General features: G+C 58.0%; 12 protein-coding genes. 2 read left to right on the top strand and 10 right to left on the bottom strand.

All coding sequences use genetic code 11. The features are described 5' to 3' along the window. From H7B67_RS28970 to H7B67_RS28950, 5 genes are all read right to left on the bottom strand, one after another. The coding region (locus tag H7B67_RS28970; protein ID WP_185123384.1) for a hypothetical protein at positions 1 to 287 on the bottom strand (287 nt) is incomplete at its 3' end. A gap of 349 nt (positions 288 to 636) precedes the next feature. Continuing rightward, entirely contained in the window at positions 637 to 999 is a 363-nt protein-coding gene (locus H7B67_RS28965; RefSeq protein ID WP_185123383.1) for a glycosyltransferase family 2 protein, read from the bottom strand. Between the two features lie 590 nt (positions 1,000 to 1,589). Continuing rightward, complete coding sequence (locus tag H7B67_RS28960; protein WP_185123382.1) at positions 1,590 to 2,312, bottom strand: response regulator; 723 nt, start codon at positions 2,310 to 2,312, stop codon at positions 1,590 to 1,592. Next, positions 2,287 to 3,480, bottom strand: coding sequence for a histidine kinase (locus H7B67_RS28955; RefSeq protein ID WP_185123381.1), 1,194 nt, complete (start codon positions 3,478 to 3,480; stop codon positions 2,287 to 2,289). Before H7B67_RS28955 ends, H7B67_RS28960 begins: the two co-directional genes overlap by 26 nt. 172 nt (positions 3,481 to 3,652) lie before the next feature. Next, positions 3,653 to 6,268, bottom strand: a complete 2,616-nt coding sequence (locus H7B67_RS28950; protein ID WP_342592344.1) for a stalk domain-containing protein — start codon at positions 6,266 to 6,268, stop codon at positions 3,653 to 3,655. A gap of 357 nt (positions 6,269 to 6,625) precedes the next feature. Here H7B67_RS28950 and H7B67_RS28945 point away from each other — a divergent pair, with 357 nt between their 5' ends. Further along, on the top strand, positions 6,626 to 7,921 hold the full coding sequence (locus H7B67_RS28945; RefSeq protein WP_185123380.1) for an MGH1-like glycoside hydrolase domain-containing protein: 1,296 nt from the start codon (positions 6,626 to 6,628) through the stop codon (positions 7,919 to 7,921). 72 nt (positions 7,922 to 7,993) lie between these two features. On the opposite strand, the gene H7B67_RS28940 is transcribed toward H7B67_RS28945, so the two are convergent. Genes H7B67_RS28940 through H7B67_RS28920 form a run of 5 tightly spaced genes read right to left on the bottom strand, consistent with a single transcriptional unit; the run spans position 7,994 to position 15,318 of the window. Further along, positions 7,994 to 9,472, bottom strand: coding sequence for a DUF5605 domain-containing protein (locus tag H7B67_RS28940; RefSeq protein ID WP_185123379.1), 1,479 nt, complete (start codon positions 9,470 to 9,472; stop codon positions 7,994 to 7,996). Between the two features lie 18 nt (positions 9,473 to 9,490). Beyond that, positions 9,491 to 10,333, bottom strand: coding sequence for a carbohydrate ABC transporter permease (locus H7B67_RS28935; protein WP_185123378.1), 843 nt, complete (start codon positions 10,331 to 10,333; stop codon positions 9,491 to 9,493). After that, complete coding sequence (locus H7B67_RS28930) at positions 10,333 to 11,244, bottom strand: carbohydrate ABC transporter permease (protein WP_185123391.1); 912 nt, start codon at positions 11,242 to 11,244, stop codon at positions 10,333 to 10,335. The genes H7B67_RS28935 and H7B67_RS28930 overlap by 1 nt, the downstream gene beginning before the upstream one ends. A gap of 50 nt (positions 11,245 to 11,294) precedes the next feature. Further along, positions 11,295 to 12,608 (bottom strand): ABC transporter substrate-binding protein, encoded by a 1,314-nt coding sequence (locus H7B67_RS28925; RefSeq protein WP_185123377.1) that lies wholly within the window; start codon positions 12,606 to 12,608, stop codon positions 11,295 to 11,297. 55 nt (positions 12,609 to 12,663) lie between these two features. Further along, entirely contained in the window at positions 12,664 to 15,318 is a 2,655-nt protein-coding gene (locus tag H7B67_RS28920) for a glycoside hydrolase family 78 protein (protein ID WP_185123376.1), read from the bottom strand. A 183-nt stretch (positions 15,319 to 15,501) separates the two neighbouring features. Here H7B67_RS28920 and H7B67_RS28915 point away from each other — a divergent pair, with 183 nt between their 5' ends. Further along, positions 15,502 to 16,401 carry a helix-turn-helix domain-containing protein gene (locus tag H7B67_RS28915; protein ID WP_185123375.1) on the top strand — a complete coding sequence of 300 codons (900 nt, stop codon included), beginning with the start codon at positions 15,502 to 15,504 and terminating at the stop codon, positions 16,399 to 16,401. The last annotated feature ends 135 nt before the right edge of the window (positions 16,402 to 16,536 follow it).

Genomic DNA, 16,536 nt, shown 5'->3' with positions numbered 1-16,536 from the left:
ACGACTTTAGTCCGAATCCCCTTCTCGCCCGCGGCCTCCCAAGCTGTCTCCGACGCTTCCTTCAGCGACTGCGCAAGCTGATCCCGCGTCCAATGCCGGTTCCGTTCAAGATTAAACAGCCGGCAGCTTTCCTCCGCTATCCCGAGCGGTAGAGGCTCCGACAGCCAGCAGACGGTTTTGCCGCCTCCTATCCGCTCTTCTGTCCACTCATGCGACTCCCAGTCAACCGACCATCGAGCTTCTATAGCTCCACCCTCATGCTCCCTCGCGTAAACGACCGCTCTCATTCCTCTTCCCCTCCATCGGCCCCATATTCGGACATCGACGATCCGCTCATTCCGCAACCACCTTTTCCCCATCGATGTTTCACTCTTCCTGCGACGCCCATTCCCATTCGGTAATGCACCGTTCCCGTAACGCCCATTCCCGATCGACGATGCGCCATTCCCCCAACGCCCATTCCCATCGAAGAATCGCTATACCGCCTCTCCCCTTCGCTCAGGACGCAAAAAAACACGCCCGAGACTGTCTCGCGACAGTGCTCGAGCGTGCTTCGCCCGCACTTCCAACATATGCTTCCAGTATAAACTCCCCGACACGCGAAAGCAATCCCTCACCTCGCCCACGGCCGATCGCTTAGAGCGGAAGCCGAGCCACGTCCTCTTCCCGGGCCAGGTCGATCCAGACGAGCGCCTGATCCGCTTTCCAGGTTTGGTCGTAGCGCCACTCGATTCCTCTGTCGTCTTTGGCGAATTTTTGGACGATTGCCGCCGTGTCGTCCTTCGAATCTTCTAGCACAACCGTTATATGAAGCCCCATTCCCGTCCTCCGGGAAAAGCTCATGAGAGATCTCATATACCATTCGATCTGTTTCTCGTGGTTGCCCGCAACGAGCACGTAATGCCGATCGTCGCCCAGATGTCGGCGTCGCGCCAGCCAATGGACAAAAAGAACGCCAAGAGCGTAAACGACGAGTATCCCGCACAGCCCAGCCAGCATGGGAGCACCTCCTCCGTCGTGCTTTTATCCGGTCCGACGTCGCCCATCGGCTTTCGGTCCGGGAAGGTGGCAGCTGCTGCCCTCTTTTCCGCTCCTTTGCCTTGGAGACATCCCTTTGACCTCGTGTGACAATATATGCCGAGGTTCGGGCGTTCGTTCCGGTATCTGCCTGTCCGCGAATGACGAGGGTTGACCATTGTCACACGCCGTTCTCTGTGCTGGGGATAAGGAACCTGAGCCAATGGGAGAGGCGACATAAGCGGACCACCGTCTGGCTTATGCTTTTGCTGGGCCTGAGCCAATGGGAGAAGCTACCTAGCAAATAAGCACAACATACGAACCTGAGCCAACGGGAGAAGCGACCTAGCAAGCAAGCGCAACATGCAAACCTGAGCCAACGGGAAAAGCAGCCTAGCAACACTAGCGCAACATGCGAACCTGAGCGAGCGGGAGAAGCGACCTTAACCCGCGGTGAGCATTTGCAGCGCTCAGCCCCCATTCCTTCCCGCTAGCCAAACGGCCCCCCGGCGATCAATCGCCAGGGGGCCGTTGCTGCTGCCTGATATGTATGTTTTGCTCTAAAGTTTATCCTACAGGACGACCCAACCGTTCTTGATCGAGTTGATGACGGCTTGGGTACGGTCGTCGACTTCCATCTTCTGCAGAATGCTGCTGACGTGGTTCTTGACGGTCTTCTCGCTGATGAAGAGGTTCTCGCCGATCGTCTTGTTGCTCTTGCCTTCCGCCATCAGGCGTAGCACTTCAGCCTCGCGGCGGGTCAGCGGGTTGTTGCCGTTCGGGATCAGCTTCGTCACGGTCTCGCGGCTCGCGGCGGCGCCGGAAGCGGCTCCGATCTCGTCGAGGTAAGTCATTCGGCGAAGCTGGTTGATCAGCTTGCCCGTCACCTTCGGATGGATGTACGCTTGTCCCAGCGCGACGGTGCGGATCGCGTTAATGAGCGCCTCCGCTTCCATATCCTTAAGCAGGTAGCCCGAAGCGCCCTTGCGGAGAGTCTCGAACACGTAGCTCTCATCGTCGTGAATGGAGAGGATGATGACCTTGATCTCCGGGAAAATATCGCGAAGGCGCTCGGTGGCGATGACCCCGTTCTCCGTCGGCATGTTGATGTCGAGGAGGACGACGTCCGGCTTGATGCGGTTACAAAATTCGAGAACTTGAATGCCGTCGCCGCACTCGCCGATAACCTCCAAGTCGGACTCCATATTCAGAATTCTCTTAAGCCCCTCGCGGAAGAGCTGATGATCGTCGGCCAGAAGCACTTTGATCTTACGATTCGGTACTTTGTTCTCCATAATGTCCCAACTCCTTTCGCGGCTCTGCGTTAATCGGTACTTGAATGGTGATGGTCGTGCCTCGACCGACTGCCGATTCGAATTCGATCGTTCCTTGCAGAAGATCCACCCGTTCCTTCATCCCGATCAGGCCGTACTTGGCATGCTCCCTCGCGTTGGACTCGATCGAATGGGCCGGGAAGCCCTTCCCGTTGTCCCGGATGACCAGATCGATCATCGTTTCCCCGAAGGCGATGTCCAGCGACACGTAGGTCGGCTGCGCATGCTTGTGCGCGTTCTGGAACGCTTCCTGCACGAGTCGGAACATCGCCGCTTCCAGGGCCGACGACATTCTCTTCTCCTTGCCGGACACTTCGAACTTGGCATGGATCGTCGTGCGTTCTTCGAAGTCCTGAACGAACTTGCGAAGCGTCGGCACCAAGCCCAGATCGTCCAGCGCCATCGGCCGAAGATTGAAGATCACCTTGCGGATCTCTCCAAGATCCTGGCGAATCTGAGTCTTCAGGTCTATTAGTTCGCTGCGAACAACCTCCAATTCCTGCGTCCCCAGCATGCGCTCCGCGATCTCCGTGCGAAGAATCAGATTGGCGAGCGATTGCGCCGGGCCGTCGTGAATCTCCCTAGCGATCCGCTTCCTCTCTTCTTCCTGCGCGAGAATGATCTTGAGGCCAATCATCTGCCGGTTCTTGGTAGATTCCAGAATTCTCGTTACTTGGGTCAGATCGCCCGAGAGGTAATCCAGAACGACATTCATCTGGGAGCCGATCGACTCCGCCCTCTCGATAGATCTCTCGACGTTCCGGGCGCGCCCTTGCAACTCGTCGCGTCGAGCTTTGAGATAGCCTTCTTTCTCCCGGTACACCATAAGATCGAGCTGGATGATCGTCGCTTTCTCGTAGGCGGCCTTGATGTCCTTCTCGGTATACCGTACGAAATCCCGGCTTACTTCCGTAAGCCGGATTCTCGCAAGACGGTAGTCCCGCTCCAGCCGGTCTACGCGTTCGATCGTCTCCCCCGTCTCCTGGAGAACCTTCTCCAGTTCCTGGCTGAGAGACTCCAGCTCGCGGCGTGCCGATTCGCATATCTCGAAAACTTGCATCTTGCTGTCTTCCATGACCTTCACGGCATTCTGAATGACACGATCAATCTGCTCTACGCGATACTCCACGTGTTCGATTCCCCTCTTTATGCTCGGTTCCTCGCGCACTCGTGTCTCAGGCGCCGCTTAGTCCCGTTCCAATCCCCCGTCCGCGGAACAATCCCTCGGAATCGAGGTCTTATTTCCATCATAACACATTTAGGTCCGTATTGTATCCGGGGGCGTGATAGTTAAAGTAACATTAATAAATTGTAATGGATTTCTTGGCCTGCTCCCAGACGACCGTGAGACCTAATTGTTCGGAGACGACCCGCAGCGGAACGAGCACGCGGCCGTTCTTCACCATCGGAGCTGCCGGAGCCGTTACGCGAACGCCCGACGCGATCATATCGGAGCTGTCCGGCCAGAGCTCTATCATCTTCGAGCCTCTCAGAACGGTCACTCTCTTAAGCGTCTTCTCCCAATCCGCTTGCCCGCCGAGAGCTTCCGAGATAAAGCGAAGTGGGACGTAAGTCGTATTATCCTGGATATAAGGAGCGGTATCGAGCGCTACCTTGCTTCCGCCGATCGTCGCTTCCTTGCTTCCTACTTTTAGGACGACGGTCTTGCTGCTAGGAACAGTAGAGGTCGGCGGATACTGCAGGGACAGATTGTCGAAAGCAACCGTTCCCGTCGTCGCCCGTTCGTCCTGATCCTGAGCCAGATTCACGACGTACACTTTCGTCAGGGTCGCGGGATACTTGATTCCCGCTTCCGTCATGTCGACGCGCACCGACTTCCAGCCCGTCCAGTTCGTTTGCTTGGCGATGTCCAGGTAGGAGAGGGTGCCGTCCGAATTCTTGACCTCCGCGCGAAGCCAGCTGTTGCTGTTGTCGCCCATGACGTCAAGCGTCAGAGCGCTCGGGCTGCCGTTCAGCGCAAGCCCGGAGCCCAGAACCGCGTAGGCCCGGCGATCCCCGCTTCCCAGCGTAAAATCGTAGTCGAGCTGCAGGACCTTCGAGGACTCGCGCCCCGCCACGCCGCTTGCGATTGCGGCGTTCCCCGCCGTTTCGGCCGGAGAAGCCGTGAAGCTGACCGCGTACCCCGCGTTCTCGAAGTCTTCCAGCTTCTTCTCGGAGCCCGCCGCCAGGACGATCATCGTCGAGAAGCCGTCGTAACGGGCGATCGCGTACGCGTTCGTCGCGTTCTCGTTCACCGACTTCACGACCAATTGTCCGCCGGAGACGTCCGCCGTGAAGCCCTTGAACTCCCACTTGACCGAGGAGGCCGGAACGCTCAGCTCGCGCCCGTCCTTAAGCTTGGCGGTAACCGGAACGGAGATGGTCTGCCCGACTTGAAGCAGCGTCGTGCTCGGGGAGACGGACAGCTGGCTCAGCTGATCCCCTCCGACGACCTCGATGTCCACGGTATTCGTCGCGCTTCCGGCCTTAACCGTAAGCTTAGCCGTTCCCGTCTTCGTCGCCGTGAAGACTCCGTTCTGGAAAGTCCCGGCTCCCGAGTTGGCGCTCCAGGTTGGAGCAAGAGTGCCCGCGTCTATCGGGTTATAGTAAGTATCGTAAGCCTTAAGAGAGTAGGTCGCTTGTTGACCGATGAACAGGGTCGAAGGTCCGCTGGCCACGATGCCTTTGATCGAGCCATGCGGAGCGGTCGTGTAAACGCCGATTCCGTTCGCGACGAGACGCTGGTAGGTTCCGGACGAAGTCGGATGGGTAAGCGTCACCGCCGTCTCGCCGAGAGGACGCGTCACCATCGTCGTGGACCCGCCGCCGTCCATGTTGACGCCCTTGTAGACGCCGAGCTTAAGCATGATCTGCTGAAGCTCCTTCAGCGTCACGCCCTTGCGGTCGCCGCTCTCTTCGACCGTGATCAGATAGACCGTCTTGCCGTCCTGCGAGTAGCCGACCGCCGTGCGGGCGCGATCGTTCGAGCCGCTCAGCCCGCTGATGTCCCGCGAGAAGGACGCCGCCGCCCCATTGTTCACCAGGATCGTATGACCGCCCACCATCATCTGGAACGAGGTCGGATCGTACGAAGCCCCGGACGTTTGAGAGACGAGCTGATAGGTGGAATCGACCCTCTGGCCGATGGCAAGGTGGTTCTTGATGAAGTCCGCCGCTTCCTTATGGCCACGAAGAATATAGCCGTTAGCCGGAATCGCCGTCGCGATCTGCGAGTCGACCGCGATCTCGGTCACGACTCCGTCCACGACCAAGGCTTCCGTCGGCGTCGTCCCGCTGTTCATCGGGCGCTGCGAGGCCGTCCAGTTATCGGTGTAAATATAAAGCTTGTTAACGTGGCTGTAGCCGTTGTCCGGCTCCGTCCTGTAGGAGCTCTTGTTGATTCCCGACAGGGCGAACGAGGTTCCGTCCTCCGCCGTCGCCATTCCGGTAAAGGTGAACAGATCGATCATCGGCTGCCGGTCCTTCGTGACGGCGAACGCGTACATGCCTTCCAGCTGCGAGGTGCTCGTGAGCAGCTCGCCCGACTGGATCACGGCGCCGAACGCGGTGCCTTCGCTGCTGGAAGACGTGTTGAACACGTCGCCGTTGATGCCGGCGACCGCGCCCGTCTCCTTCGCCATTCCGCCGGTCGATTGCTTCGTCGTCACGGTGGAGGCTTTGCCCGACATGGCATTCAGTTGAACGTAGGGGTTGGTCAGGTCGATCTGAAGAACGTGCACGATCTGAGTCGTCTCCGAAGCGTTCGAGGAAACCCATTGGTAATCCACTTGCTTCGCGCCGGCCGTCACCATCGTCTCGGCCGTCTGTACGAGCTTGTAAGTAGCGGAAGTCGTTGCGGCGATAGCCGCCGGGGGCGTGGCGAACGGAATCCCGATCCCGCCGATCGAAGCGAACACCAAAGTACCTGCTACAACGGGGACTAGACATTTTCTGCAGAAGCTTATCATATGAAATTTACGAGACATTCGAGTTCTCCCATGCTGGTAAGGATTTGTTTGGGGACTTGGGTCTACCTCTTCTACCAAATTCCCTATTATTTAAGACTCCGAAAACCTCAAAAAGTTACATTAGAAATAGATTAAGATAAAATAATGGCTCAAAAAGGAGTCTCGCGGGAACGCGATCCCCCTATATACTCTGTCGCTTTGCCCCCCGAATCCGGAACGCCGGTCCTATATAATCAAAGTGAACCTGCGGTATATTCAGCTTGCAGTACGCCTACTTGCGGAAACGAAGGGGAGACAAGGGCAAAAATGAGTCAAAATCTTCAATACTATGAAAACTTGCTGCGAAAGTATATCCAAGAGAACGCGGATACGACGCTAAAGGTGCCCGTCCATTATTTGAAGCATCCGTTCGTCGATCCGGGCTCCCAGTACGCCGGGAATTTGTGGGATTGGGATTCGTTCTGGGCGGTGTATGCTCTGTTCAATCTCGCGGACGGTTCCGGCGACGAAGAACGCCGTTCCCGTTATCTGCTTCATGCGAAGGGCAACGTACGGAACTTCTTGGATTACCAGATGGAGGACGGGTATATCCCGATGATGGTCGCCACCCTGGACCAGCACGCCGGTCTTCCGGAGCCTTATTTGATCCATAAGCGCAGGGAAGGCTTCGTCACCAACATGCACAAGCCTTTCTTGTGCCAGCAAATCGCGCTTATCGGCGGCTTCGGCGGCGATTACGAATGGATGCGGGACGACTACCCGAAGCTGGAAAAGTACTTCGAATGCTACGACAGCGGATATTACAACGAGAATTGCGGATTGTACGTGTGGGCCGACGACATCATGATCGGGATGGATAACGACCCGGCCACGTTCGGCCGCCCCAAGTATTCGACAGCCAACGTGTTCCTGAACGCGTTTATGGTCTCCGAGCTGAAAGCGATGGCCGAAATCGCCGGGCGGCTCGGCAAGCCGGACCGGGCGGAGCACTACTCGGCTAAGGCGGACTCGCTGACGCAGGCCATTCAGGCCGAGTGCTGGGACCCGAGGGACAAGTTCTTCTATTCCGTGGACGTGGACATCAAGACCCGGCACTTCGACTGGTTCCACCGGGGCCTGGGCGTCTTCTGGAAGACGCTGCCGATCAAGATCCGGGCGTGGACCGGCTTCATTCCGTTATGGGCTGGCGTGGGCAACGACTCCCAGGCAGCCCATTTGGCGGACGACCATTACGCGGACAAAAACACGTTCAACAGCCCGTACGGGGTGACGACCCTGGCCCAGGACGAGAAAATGTTCGACTGCAGAGCGACGAACAATCCGTCGAACTGGCTCGGGCCGATCTGGATCGTCGCCAGCTACGTCGTGTTCCGCGGCTTGATGAATTACGGGTACCGTGAAGAGGCTCGGGAGCTGTGCGAGAAAACCGTGCTTCTGCTCGGACAGGATCTGGAGCGGACCGGCGTTCTTCACGAATATTACGTCCCCGGCACGGGCGAACCCGTGATGAACGGAGGGTTCCTGAACTGGAACCTGCTCGTGGTCAATATGATGGACGAATTGGCCGGGAAGCCTCCGATGTGCGCTCACTGGTTGAAATGACGGGAACGATTGCGAAGGACCTCGAACTCCACGGCCTAGTGGAATTCGAGGTCCTTTTTGCGCGCCTTCCGCTTACGATTCAGCGAGCTTGCGAATCCGGACGGCTTGGTACACCTTGTCCGGAAGCTCCAGCCGGCTGGGGCCGGAGAGCGTACCCTCCACCTCGCGAATCGTCATCTCCCAAGTATCGATGATTTCCGCTTTATACGCCGCGTCTTCCGGCAGCGGGATTTCCCGCCAGCAGGGGCGGTGGATGCCGAAATACTGCAGGTAATACTCGCCCTCCACCCCGATCGTCGGAACATCGTAGATCTCGGGGATCGGCTCGATGCCCGCGGGTGCGTCTTCGAGAATGTCCCGCAGGAAGGCGATCCGCTCCGGGCTCTGCCCGTGCAGCTTGCCGCCCTTGGCCCACCAGATGTCGTCCTTCGGATCGGCATACGTTTCCCCGTGCGTGCAATACGCCCCTCTTGCCGCCGAATCCCAGAACCGCCTCGTCATTTCCTCCGCCGTAATGTTGCCCCACCGCTGGGGAAGGTTGCCTTCATAGCAGCATTCGTCGATCACGATCGGTTTACGGTACTGCCGGTGCCAGATCGGCGGAAGCGTCACGTCCCAATGCTGGACGCTCAGATGGGTGACCCAGGGCTTCGCGTGGTCGTAGAACCGAACGCTGCCGTGGTCGTACATCCGGGTGCCGTTATGGATCGAACGGAGATGGCCGTACGGATCCGCTTCCTGGACGACCCGGAACAGGCGGTCCCAATCGGCCGTCGTTTTCTCCTCCATGAAGTCGTACTCGTTGGCCAGAGACCACCATACGCTGCGAATGGAAGCGATCCGGGCGATCAGGTAACGCAGGTAGAATTCGTCGGTATCCGCGCTCATCCGGTCGAAGCCCCACCGCCCGTTGTCGTAGGGATGGAACAGAATCAGGTCCGTCTCGATCCCCAGCTTCTGCAGTTCGAGAATCCGGCGCTCCAGCTTCGCGAAGAACCGCGGATCGAACCTGTCGAAGTCGAAGCCGCCGTCCGCCCGCTCGGCGAACGGGTAGCTGTCCGGATCCGCCGAGTTGAACGCGTAATGCTTCGGGAACACGCACATCCGAAGCTTGTTGAACCGCTTGCCCGCGAGCGTCCGCAGCGTCTCTTCCTGCATGCCTTCATCCAGGTGGATCCAGGCATAACAGGTCGTTCCGAACGGATGGTACGGCGTTCCGTCCTCGTGGGCGAAGTGGTAGGCGTCCCGCACCCTCACCGGACCGCGGTTGCCCTCGGATGCCGGCGCGCATTCGAAGCTTCCGGCCACCCCGTCGAGCTGTTCGGCCGGGCTCGCCGTATGGTACGACCAGACGCCTTCCCGGTCCGGCATGAAGCGGACGCGGTACGTTCCCTCTCCATCGTAGAATCCGTCGACGGTTACCTCCCGGCCGCCGTATCGGAATACGGCCTTGAGCGGATAGTCCCGGTACGGATTGCCGTCGCTCGGGCCGCGGAGCGCAAGCTCGAATACGCTCCATTTCTCCACCCGTTCGCTGGATGATTGGGTCATGATGGGTTCCACCTTCCTTTAACCTTTGATACCGGTCGTCGAGATTCCCTCGACGAAATATTTTTGCAGCGAGAAGAAAATAATCAGGCTCGGAACCAGGGACACGACCGACATCGCCAGCATCGGCCCCCAATTGGACTGGCTCGACGAATCCAGGAAGAGCCTAAGCCCCAGCGGAACCGTATACTTGCCCGGCGAGTTCAAATACAGAAGCTGGCTGAAGAAGTCGTCCCACGTCCAGATGAACGTGAAGATCGCCGTCGTGATGAGCGCGGGCAGGGCGAGCGGAAGGATCATCCTCCAGTAAATCTGGATCGGACCGCAGCCGTCGATCGTCGCCGATTCGTCCAGCTCCCTCGGCAACCCGCGGATGAATTGGATCATCAGGAAAATGAAGAACGCGTCCGTGGCCAGAAGCTTCGGCAACGTAAGCGGGCCAAGCGTATCGATCCAGTCCAGCTTGTGAAACAGGATGTACTGCGGAATGATCGTGACGTGGTGCGGAAGCATGATGGTGACCATCATGAGCGCGAACCAGACCTTTTTCAACGAAAAGTTCAGTCGCCCGAACGCGTAGGCCGCCATCGAACAGGAGGCCACGTTGCCGACAACGGTGAGCAGGCACAACACGATCGAATTCAAGAGATAACGCCCGAAGGTCACCTTCGAAAGCCCGGACCAGCCGGTCACATAGTTGTCCAGCGTCACTTCCGCCGGCCACAGCCGCAAATCCGAGAAGATCAGGGAGTCGGGCTTGAAGGAGCTGGAGATGAGCCACAGGATCGGATACAGCATGAGCAGCCCGAGCGCCAGGATGAACGCGTGGACGAGCCAAGCCGTTCGGCGGGAATAAACGTTCATTACGATCTCCCCCCGTCCCCGTAATGCACCCAATATCTAGACGTGCCGAACACGATCGCGGTAAAGAATCCGATGATGATCAAGAGCACCCACGCCATCGCCGAAGCATAGCCCATCTCGAATTGGGAGAAGCCTTTCTGATACAAATACAGCGTATAGAACAGCGTCGAATCGATCGGGCCGCCGGTGCCCCGGCTGATAATGAACGCTTGCGTGAACGCCTGGAACGAACCGATCAGCTGAATGACCAGGTTAAAGAACATGACCGGCGAGAGCATCGGGAACGTAATGCTTAGGAATCGGCGAGCCTTGCCCGCTCCGTCGACTTCGGCCGCCTCGTACAGCTCCGGAGGGATCTGCTTAAGCCCCGCCAGGAAAATGATCATGGAGGAGCCGAACTGCCAGACGGTCAACGCGATAATCGAGTATAAAGCGTACTTCGGATTCGAAACCCAGTCGGGGGCTTCGATCCCGAACGCGCTGTACAGAAAGCCGTTCAACAGGCCGTCCGCTCCGAACATCTGGCGCCACATGACGGCGATGGCCACGCTTCCGCCCAGCAAGGTCGGAATGTAATAAAGAGTCCGGTAAATATGGAGCGCCCGCAGCCCTTTGTTCAGCAGCATGGCGACGGCCAGCGCGAACGCGAGCTTCAGGGGAACCGAGACGAACACGTACGTCAGCGTCACTTTCAACGACTGCGCGTAGCGCGCGTCTTCGTTCAGCATTTTCTCGTAGTTGGCCGTTCCGGCCCACCGGGCCGGCGACAGCAGGTCGTAATCGGTGAACGACAGATAAAGCGAACTGATCATCGGCCCGAGCGTCAATACGAAGAGGCCCAGGAACCATGGAAGAAGAAAGAGGTACGGAACCGCATTTTTCTTCCAGAGCCCTATGAAGTAATTTCGCATACGATTCGGTTTGGCAGCTTGATTCAAATGCGGTTCCTCCCCGGAATCCCTTATTTTTGCGATTTCTTAACGGCATCCTGAGCCGCCTTGACCGTCTCTGCCGCCGCTTCGTCGTAAGTCGACTTGCCGAAGGCCACCTTCTGCGCCGCGTTGCGGAGCGCCGCGTCCCAATCGGCGATGTTCGGCATCTCCTGGTCCATCTCGCGGGCATAGTTGACCGCAACGTCCATATATTCGTACGTCTTCAGGAGAACGGGGTCGGCGTTCGCCTTCAATACTTCCCGGACGGACTTGTTGCCCGGTATGCCGCGGTCGCTGCCGAGAATGGCGGTCGCTTCCGGATCGTTCACGAAGAAGTCGATGAACTGGGCGGCTTCTTCCGGGTGCTTCGAGTCTTTGCCGATCGCCAGGAACTGGCTGGGCTGAATCCACATGCCCTTCTGGCTGCCGCCGCCCGGCAGAGGGACGATCTTGAGCTCGTCCTGCATGGCGTTCTGGAAGGCGACGAACTGGTTCGACCAGATGATCGACATGGCGATTTTGCCTTCCACCAGCATCGAGTTGTCCGGCGCGATCTCGAGATAGGCCGCCGCCTTCTCCGCCGGAGGAATGATACCTTCCTTACGGAAGCGGTCCCACATCTCGAACCAGGATTTCGCGATCGATTCGTCAAAGCCGATCTCCGTCCCGTTGAACAGCGACTTGCCGTTCTCCCGCACATAATTGCCGACGTAGTGGGTGAACGCGGATTGGTCGGCGAACGCGTAATAGCCTTTGCCGAGCTTGTCCACCAGCTGCTTGCCGTACGCCTCCATCTCCTCCCAGGTCCAGCCTTCCTTAGGAGGCTCCATGCCGGCTTTCTTGATCAATTCGGTATTATAAACGATACCTAACGCGTTCGAACCAAGGTTGACACCGTATTGCGAGCCGTTCAGCTTGCCGCTCGTCGCGATCGCTTCGTCGAAGCCGCTAAGATCGATCTGATTGCCGATATACGGCGTAATGTCCAGCAGCGTGCCGCGGGAGACATAGTCCGGATAGTTGTTGCCGAGCTGGATCAAGTCCGGCGCGTTGCCTCCGGCGACGAGCGTGTTCAGCTTATCCCAGTAGCCGTCCGCGCCGAGATATTCCGCGTTGATCTTGACGTGGGGGTTCTTCTGCTCGAACAGCTCGATGACCTTAAGCGTCGCATCGTGGCGCGACTGCGATCCCCACCACATCATGCGGAGCTCGACGTTCTCCTGCTTGCCGGAATCGGCCGAGGAAGAAGAGCCGCCCTCCGCCTCCTTGTCGTTGCCACATGCCGCAAGTACCAACAACAGAGCCGCGAGCAGCAGGGCCGTTAACGTTCTTTCTTTTCTCATGACAAACAACCTCCCTAATGTATGTTTCTCTATTTGATGCTGAACGGTGTCAGCTTCAAACCGACGCCTGCCGGGCTTCCATCCGGCAAATGAACGTATAGCTTCCCGAGCCGATGCGATACGTCTCTCGTCCGGGCGGATGCTCGCCGCCGTCTTCGAGGCGCACCGCCGGGGCCGGAAGCGTGACCGTCGCGTACGCGTTCGGCGGAATCCGCACGCTAAGCGTGAACTGTCCATCAGGCTCCAGCTTCCAGTTCGACTCAATTGGACCGTATCCGCTTTCATAACGGGCATTAACGGAAGTGAGCCGCCCTCCCGGACAAGGCTTCAGACGGATATGCTTGAATGCGGGCCGCTCCGGATCGGGCTCCAGTCCCGCCGCGAACCGGAACATCCATTCCCCGACCGAGCCGAGAGAATAGTGGTTGAAGGAATTCATCGACGGCGATTGGAAGCCGTTCTCCTCCGTCCAACCGTCCCATCGTTCCCAGATCGTCGTCGCTCCGTGCCGGACGGAATAGAGCCAGGAAGGGAACGTATTCTGATGCAGCAGCTCATAAGCCAACTCCGTCTCCCCGTGCTCCGTCAAGGCGGGCAGCAAGCATCCGACGCCGAGGAACCCGGTGGACAAGTGACCGTCGTTCTCCCGAACGAGCTCGGCCAATCGGCGGACCGCCTGAGGCTTCAGGAAATCGGGCAAAACCTCGAAATAGAGGGCCATCGCGTAGAGGGATTGGGTGTCGCCTTCGATCTTCCCGTCGCGAGCAACGAAGCGTTCGACGAAAGCCGTCTGAATCCGCTTGAACAGCTCTTCGTAAGCCAGGACGTCGGCCTTCCTTCCGAGAACGCCGGCTATTCGGACGAACAATCGGGTGCTGTAGGCGAAGTACAAGGTGGCGAGCACGTCCTTCGGAGTCTCGGCCCCTACGGATAGCCAATCGGCATGGTCCGCGTACCCCGGCCGTATGAGACCTTCGCAAGTCGACTCGCAATAGTCGATCCACTTTCTCATGGCCTCGTAATGATCTTCGAGAATCTTCGTATCCCCGTACATCAGGTACATCGTCCAAGGGATGATGACCCCGGCGTCCCCCCAGCCCGCGTTGTCGGGGGCATGCCAGTTGGCGCTGGATACTTTCTTGAAGTGCGACCAATTCGCATCCGGCGCCGTGTCGGGGAACGCGCCGTCTTCCCGCTGGGCGTCGACGACATCCTGCATGTACTTGCGGAAGAACGCGGCGACGTTCATGTTGTAGGAAGCCGTGCGGACGAACACTTGAGCGTCGCCGGTCCAGCCCAGTCGTTCGTCGCGCTGCGGACAATCGGTCGGCACGCTGAAGAAGTTGCCCTTCTGTCCCCACACGATATTCCGGTACAGCCGGTTCACGGCCGGATCGGAGGTTTCGAAATCCCCCGTCGTCGGCAAGGACGAGTAGGCCGCTTGCGCGAGCAAGTCTCCCGGCGGCAGCTCGTTCTCGAGCCCTTCCACCTCGACATACCGGAAGCCGTGATAGGTGAAGTGGGGCTCCAGCCACAACGCTTCTCCGCCCCGGAGGACGTAGACGTCTTCCTGCACCGCCTTGCGCAGGTTCTCCGTATACAGGGTGCCGTCCGGGTTCAGCATCTCCGCGTGGCGGACTTTGATCGTCCGGCCTTCCGTTCCCGGAACGCGAAGCCTCGTCCAGCCGGCCATATTCTGGCCGAAATCGTATACGAAGCTTTGCGGACCGGTGCGATGGGCGGCAATGGGTGTAAGCGATTCCATTACGAGGATCGGCGGGTCTTGCTGAGCGGTAAGCGTTCCTTCATAGTAATCGAATACTTCCGCCGGATACCATGTGAGATCCTGGAAATCGGCCGAATCCCAACCCTGCGGTTCCAGACGGGTATCTTGCTTCTCCCCTTTGATGATGTCGGAATAGAGGATCGCGCCCGTGCTCGTTCGCCAGGAGCCGTCCGTGACGATACGCTCCCCGGTTCCGTCCGCGTACTCCACATGAAGCTGCACTAGCAGTCTAGGCCGGGTGCCGTAAACCCCTCTCCCCATCATGCCGACGGTTCCCGCGTACCAGCCCGTTCCCAGAATGGCGCCGACCGCATTCCCACCCTCCGTCAGGAAGTCGGTGACGTCATAAGCCTGATATAACACTCGCGTGTGGTAGTCGGTCCACCCCGGCGCGAATCGGTCGCTCCCGACTTTTCGCCCGTTGATTCTCAGCTCGTAAAGCCCCAACGCGGAGGCATATACAGTCGCCCTTCGGACCGGCCGGTTCAAAGCGAACGTTCTTCGCAAGTACAGGCCGGGAATCCATTCTTCTTCCGGGCTAACCCCGCTTCCGATCCACTCTCCATGCCACTCGTTCCTCCCGAGCAGCCCCATGGACCAGTAAGCGGGCTCGCTCCAAGCCGTCGGAGTCCCGCGTTTGTCCCATACCCGGACTCTCCAGTAAGCGATTTGTTCGGATACGAGCTCCCGGCCCTCGTAGATCACGTGCAGCGATTGATCCGACGGCACTTGGCCGCTGTCCCACAGATCGGGGCGGTCTTCGCTCAGCTTCGCGAGCTCGGTCGCGACCTGGATCTGGTAGGCGGTTTGATATTGATTCCTTGCTTCGTCTGTCAAGATCCAGCTGAATCTAGGCTTCGGGTTGTCGATCCCGATCGGATTGGTCCGGTAATCGACCGTTAATTTCTCAATCGCTGGCGGCATGCTATCTGGCTCCAATCTCGCTGAGGCAGCGCTTTCATTCAACCCCATTATAGGGCGATTAAGCACTCAAAAAAGGGGGTGAAAACGAGAATTTTATAGGGGAAAATCGTATTTTTGTTGAGATTCCCAATCATTTAAGGGTATGATAGGGGCAAAATGCGGAAGAAGCGGAGGCGTAATCGGGTGATTCAATTTCTGGGCGGAGAACGTTTCTTCGAGCTGGACTTCCCTATCTTCGTAAACCGTGAGACCGAATCGTTCAAGGTAAAATACCATCAGCACGATTTCATCGAGATCTGCCTGGTCGAACAAGGCCATGGATTTCACCATATCGGCAATCAGACCATTCCCGTCCAGAAGGAGGATTTGTTCCTGCTTCCGGTCGGAACGCCCCACGTGTTCCGTCCGTCCTCCCCGGATTCGAACGAGCCCCTGGTCATTTGCAACTATATCTTCAAGCTAGAGGCGATCGAGGAGGTCAAGCAGTGGATCCCCGGCGACTCCGAGCTGTTCCGGATTCTATACTCCCCGGAGCACCGGTCGAAGCCCTGGTACCATTACCAGGACCGTCACAACCGATTCGCCCAGCTGTTCGATTCCGCCTATCTCGAATATCACCAACGGTTGTCGGACTACCGCACGATGCTGAAGACGACTCTGCTTCAAGTGCTCATTCTTCTGCACCGCATGCAATCCGACGTTGCCGGCAAGGGAGAGGATCGCGCCGCGCGGGGAATGGAGAAAGTGAAGGACGTCCTTCACTACGTGAATAATCATTTGCATGAACCGCTGGTTCTTAAGGAGTTGGCGGAAAAGAATCTCATGAGCGTCAGCCAGCTGCAGCAGCACTTCAAAGCCGCCACGGGCAAAACGTTCACCCAATACGTGCAGCATCTCCGGATCCAGCGAAGCTGCGACCTGCTCAACACGACGAATCTGTCCGTGCAGCAGATCGCGCAGCGAATCGGGTATTCCGACATGAAGTTTTTCCACGCCTTATTCCGCAAAATAACGGGCTGCACGCCCAGAGAATACCGGAACCACAGCCGCAACGAGTTTTTCCGGGGCGTATTGGAGCCGTAACGGCGGAAGCTCGAAATCAAGCCGTCCAAGAAAATTGTCAATTAAAACGGGAAAGCCGGCCTCTACTTTTTACAAACTTATATAATTTTCTTCTCTCATACGATACTATTAATTAAAATAGTAAAATTTTCAGGG

It is taken from the genome of Cohnella thailandensis (genome assembly GCF_014212135.1).
GTDB classification, from domain to species: Bacteria; Bacillota; Bacilli; order Paenibacillales; family Paenibacillaceae; genus Cohnella; species Cohnella thailandensis.
This window is presented reverse-complemented; position numbering and strand designations above follow the sequence as displayed.